We start from the raw sequence: 4,275 nt of genomic DNA, 5'->3' as shown, positions 1-4,275 counted from the left end.
GGGCCGGTGGGGTCCTGGTGGAGCGCGGGTCCAGGGGCAGCCGCGCGTGGACCCGGTGTCCGCCACCGGGGCGGGGGCCGGTGTGGAGGGATCCCCCGTGCAGGGACACTCGCTCGCGCATGCCGATCAGGCCGGTCCCACTGCCGGGCAGAGGAGTCGTGGTCGCGGGTGTGGCCCAGGCCGGGTCCTGACCCGCACCCGGGAGCCTGGCCCGGCCGGTGTCGAGGACCTTCACCTCCACCGCCCCGTCGTCAGCGGTGACCGTGACCGTGCAGGTCGCGCCCGGCGCGTGCCGGACGACATTGGTGAGGGACTCCTGGACGACACGGTGCACGGCGGCCGCCACGGTCACGGGCAGCCCCTCGGTCCCGTGGGTGTGGAGCGCGCACTCCACTCCTGCGGCCCGCGCGGTCTCCACCAACGAGGGCAGATCGGCCAGTCCGGGCTGGGGTGCCAGTGGCGCGGTGTCCCCCTGGCGCAGTACCCCGAGCACGAGACGGAGTTCGTCAGTGGCGGCCCGGCTGGCCCGCTCGATCTCCGCGAGGGCCTCGGCGAGCGCGCGTGGATCGTCGCCGTGCACGTGGCGCACCACACCGGCGCGCACACCGATCCCGCCGAGGGTGTGCGAGACGATGTCGTGCACCTCCCGGGCCACCCGCAGTCGTTCCAGGTTCTGGGTGCGCGCGAGGGTGTCCTCGGCCTCGCGGACTTCGCGCAGATGGCGTTCGCGCACCACACGCCCCAGCAGCCACGACAGCCCGAACGGGGCCAGGAACACGATCGGGGCGAGCAGGGCGAGGGGCGAGAGGTCGGCGAAGTGTGCGTACACCGGCTCGGGGATCCACAGCGTCGCGCCGACCAACACGGCGCAGAGCGCACCCGCGGCGAGGGCCAGGCGGGTCGGCCGTGGACGCGGGGCCCTCCCCTCCCAGGTCAGCGCCAGGGGGTACAGGGTCCAGGCGGCGGCCAGGGGCGGGGCGACGCCCCAACCGCCGAGCAGTGTCAGGACACTGGCGGCGAGGACCGTGGCGAACGCACCCGCCGGGTACCTCCAGCGCAGCACCATCCCCACCGGTACCACCACGAGCAGCGCGAGCCCCAACCACTCCCATGGGTCGGCGCCGAGCCGGTCCGGCGACGTGAGACGCCACCACGTGGACGGGTCCACGATCGAGTACACCAGGGCGACGCCGACGTCCAAGGCGTACCTGGCGGAGGCGGCCCCTCCGGTCCCGCCCATGGCGGTCCAGTGGTGGGTGCGGCTCACGAGGGGCGGCCTCCCTGTGTCGGCGCGTGGCGGGGTCCTCACGGTAGCCGGACAGGGCCCGGTGGAGCGTGCGGTGGCCGGTTCCGGTAGCCAGCTGTAGTGCCCGGCCCCCTCAGGTACCCCAGACTGGTGCGAGTCGGCGGATCGACGCCGTCGAGGAACCTGGCTGAGGAGCACGGAATGCGGAAGGTGTGGGATCGGCCGTTACGGGCGTGCGGCCGCCTGCTGGCGGCGCTGGTCTTCGGGATGATCACCCTCGTGATGGCACCCCTGACCCTGGTGGTGGCCTTGGCGCTCCCGTTCAGCGGGGTGGGGACGTTCCTGGCGTCCCGGTGGGTGCGGCTGGTGACGCGTTGGGCCGACTGGAACCGGCTGCGTGCCGCAGGGTGGCTCGGGATCGACGTCCCCGACCTGCCGCGACCGCCCGACCACGGCTTCCGTGCGCTGGTGGGCGCGCCCGCCACGCACCGGGTGCTCCTGTGGATGCCGCTGTTCTCGGTGGTGAGCATCCTGCTCGGGTGCCTGGCCCTGATCGGCCCCGGCATGCTGGTCAACACCGTCGACTCACTCCTGTGGTGGGCGTACCCGGCCGGGTTCCAGCCCGAGCAGCTCGGGTTCGCGGTGGACGGCTGGGGGGCCGCCGTGATCTCCGCCGCCCTCCAGTTCGCGGTCGGCGTGGCGATCCTGCGGTGGGTGACGGTGCCGATGTGCGACGCGCACGCCCGGATGTGCGTCCGCTCCCTGGCCCCCTCCGAGCAGGAGGTGCTCGCCCACCGCGTGGACGAACTCCAGCGCACGCGCGCCGGGGTGGTGGACGCGCACGGCGCGGAACTGCGACGGATCGAACGCGATCTGCACGACGGCACCCAGGCCCGGCTGGTGGCGATCGCCATGCAGCTGGGCGTGGCGAAGGAGGCCGCATCGGACCCTGCGGTCGCCGCCCTGCTCGAACAGGCGCACACGGGAACCGAGGAGGCCATGACCGAGCTGCGCGACGTCATCCGGGGCATCTACCCGCCGATCCTCGCCGACCGGGGCCTGCCGGGCGCCCTCACCGCTCTGGCCGGGCGGACCACCCTGCCGGTGCGGCTGGACGTGACCGACCCGGGCACCCTGCCGGTGGCGGTGGAGACCGCCGCGTACTACGCGGTCACCGAGTCGGTCACCAACGCGGTCCGGCACAGCGGCGCGGAGACGATCTCCGTCCGCCTGGAACGCGAGGACGACCTGTTGAGGGTCGAGGTGTCCGACGACGGGCACGGCGGTGTGGACGAGACCGCGGGAAGCGGGGTCCGGGGGCTGCGCCGCAGGGCGGCCGCGCTGGACGGGAACGTGACCGTGTACAGCCCCGCCGGGGGACCGACGACGCTCAGGGTGGAACTGCCGTGCGGATCGTGATCGCCGAGGACAACGTGCTGTTGTCCGAGGGCCTCAAGCTGCTGTTGTCCACCCGGGGACACGAGGTGGCCGCGGTGGCCGAGGACGTGCCCGCCTTCGCCGCGGCCGTGGACCGGCACCGCCCCGACCTCGCCCTGGTGGACGTGCGCCTGCCGCCGAGCTTTCGCGACGAGGGCATCCACGCGGCCATCGCGGCCCGCGCCGCCCACCCGGGGCTGCCCGTCCTGGTGCTGTCCCAGTACGTCGAGCGCGACTACGCGGGCGAGCTGCTCTCCGACGGCCAGGGCGGGGTGGGCTACCTGCTCAAGGACCGGGTGGGTCGGGTGAGCGAGTTCGTGGAGGCCCTGGACCGGGTCGCCGGGGGCGGCACCGTGATGGACCCGGCCGTCGTGCGGCAGCTGCTCACCTCCCGCAGGCGGGACCCGTTGGAGACCCTGACCGCCCGGGAGCGCGAGGTCCTGGCTCTCATGGCGGAGGGGCACGACAACGGCGAGATCGCGGCGCGGCTGGTGGTCACCACCAACGCGGTCCACAAGCACATCGGCAACATCTTCCACAAGCTGGACCTGGCGCCCACGGACAGCGGCCACCGCAGGGTGCGGGCGGTCCTGGCCTACCTGAGCCACCGGGTCTGAGCCCCGAGGGCAGCTTGCGGGCCGGGGTGTGCCGCTCGGCGGCGTGCGGGTCAGGCGGCCCGCGCCCCGGCCCGGTCCTCTCGGGCCCCGCGACGGTTGAGCAGGGCACCGGCGGCGGCCGCGGTGAAGAACATCAGCACGCCGTACACCGCCGAGGGGATGGCGATCTCGGTACTGTTCAGGACGGTCACGGCGATGGTGAGCGACAGCGTGGTGTTGTGCAGGCCGATCTCCATGCAGGACGCGACGGCCTCGGGGCGCTCGGTGCCCACCAGGCGGGGCGCCCAGTATCCGATCACGAGGCTGACCACGTTGAAGACCAGGACCATCAGGCCGACCGAGACAATGTATTCGGGCAGGTTGGCCCACTCGGCGGCGATGGCCCCGACGATGACCGCGACCAGCACGAGGATGGAACCGAGCTTGACCGGCTTCTCCATGCGCTCCGCGAAGGCGGTCAGCTTCGCGCGGACGAGCATGCCGATGGCGACGGGGATGAGGATGACCGCGAAGACCTGGACCATCTTGTCGGTCTGGAGGCCGATGGACCCGCCCTCGGTGAAGTAGCCGAGCGAGAACCCGGTGATCAGCGGCAGCGTCACCATGGCGGTGAGCGAGTTGATCGCAGTCAGCGAGATGTTGAGCGCGACGTTGCCCTTGAACAGGTAGCTGTACAGACTCGCGGTGGTGCCGCCCGGGGACGCGGCCATCATCATCATGCCCACCGCCAGCAGGGGCGAGAGGTCGAAGTGGGTGACGAACACCAGGACCAGACCGAGGCAGAAGAGCGGTAGCAGGACGATCTGGCAGCCCAGGACCAGGACGATGGTCCAGGGCATGGAGAGCAGCCGGGTGAAGTCCCGGACGGTCAGGGAGAGTCCCAGGCCGAGCATGATGATGCCGAGGGCGAGCGGCAGGCCGATCGTCGTGAGCGCGGAGTCCATGGGGGGCACCTTGGGGGAAGGGCCGCTGGGG

The 4,275-nt window shown here is 72.5% G+C and carries 4 protein-coding genes; 2 read left to right on the top strand and 2 right to left on the bottom strand.

The window, feature by feature from the left end; translation table 11 throughout:
• Nucleotides 1-1,267, bottom strand: a 1,267-nt coding sequence (locus tag ADX84_RS24805) for a sensor histidine kinase (RefSeq protein WP_049579851.1), incomplete at its 3' end; no start/stop codon positions are given.
• Between the two features lie 180 nt (nt 1,268-1,447).
• Between ADX84_RS24805 and ADX84_RS24800 the strand changes: the two genes are divergently transcribed.
• Entirely contained in the window at nt 1,448-2,665 is a 1,218-nt protein-coding gene (locus tag ADX84_RS24800) for a sensor histidine kinase (RefSeq protein WP_049579849.1), read from the top strand.
• Complete coding sequence (locus tag ADX84_RS24795) at nt 2,653-3,300, top strand: response regulator transcription factor (RefSeq protein WP_049579847.1); 648 nt, start codon at nt 2,653-2,655, stop codon at nt 3,298-3,300. The genes ADX84_RS24800 and ADX84_RS24795 overlap by 13 nt, the downstream gene beginning before the upstream one ends.
• A 50-nt stretch (nt 3,301-3,350) precedes the next feature.
• Here ADX84_RS24795 and ADX84_RS24790 read toward each other — a convergent pair whose 3' ends face one another.
• Entirely contained in the window at nt 3,351-4,244 is an 894-nt protein-coding gene (locus ADX84_RS24790; protein WP_049579846.1) for a bile acid:sodium symporter family protein, read from the bottom strand.
• Nucleotides 4,245-4,275: the final 31 nt, after the last annotated feature.

The sequence above is a fragment of the Nocardiopsis sp. SBT366 genome (assembly GCF_001083815.1).
Lineage (GTDB): Bacteria > Actinomycetota > Actinomycetes > Streptosporangiales > Streptosporangiaceae > Nocardiopsis > Nocardiopsis prasina.
This window is presented reverse-complemented; position numbering and strand designations above follow the sequence as displayed.

Bases quoted from the DNA above. Each gene is read 5' to 3' on its own strand.
- ADX84_RS24800 (WP_049579849.1), top strand. From the start codon at position 1,448: ATGCGGAAGGTGTGGGATCGGCCGTTACGGGCGTGCGGCCGCCTGCTG.
- ADX84_RS24790 (WP_049579846.1), bottom strand. From the start codon at position 4,244: ATGGACTCCGCGCTCACGACGATCGGCCTGCCGCTCGCCCTCGGCATC.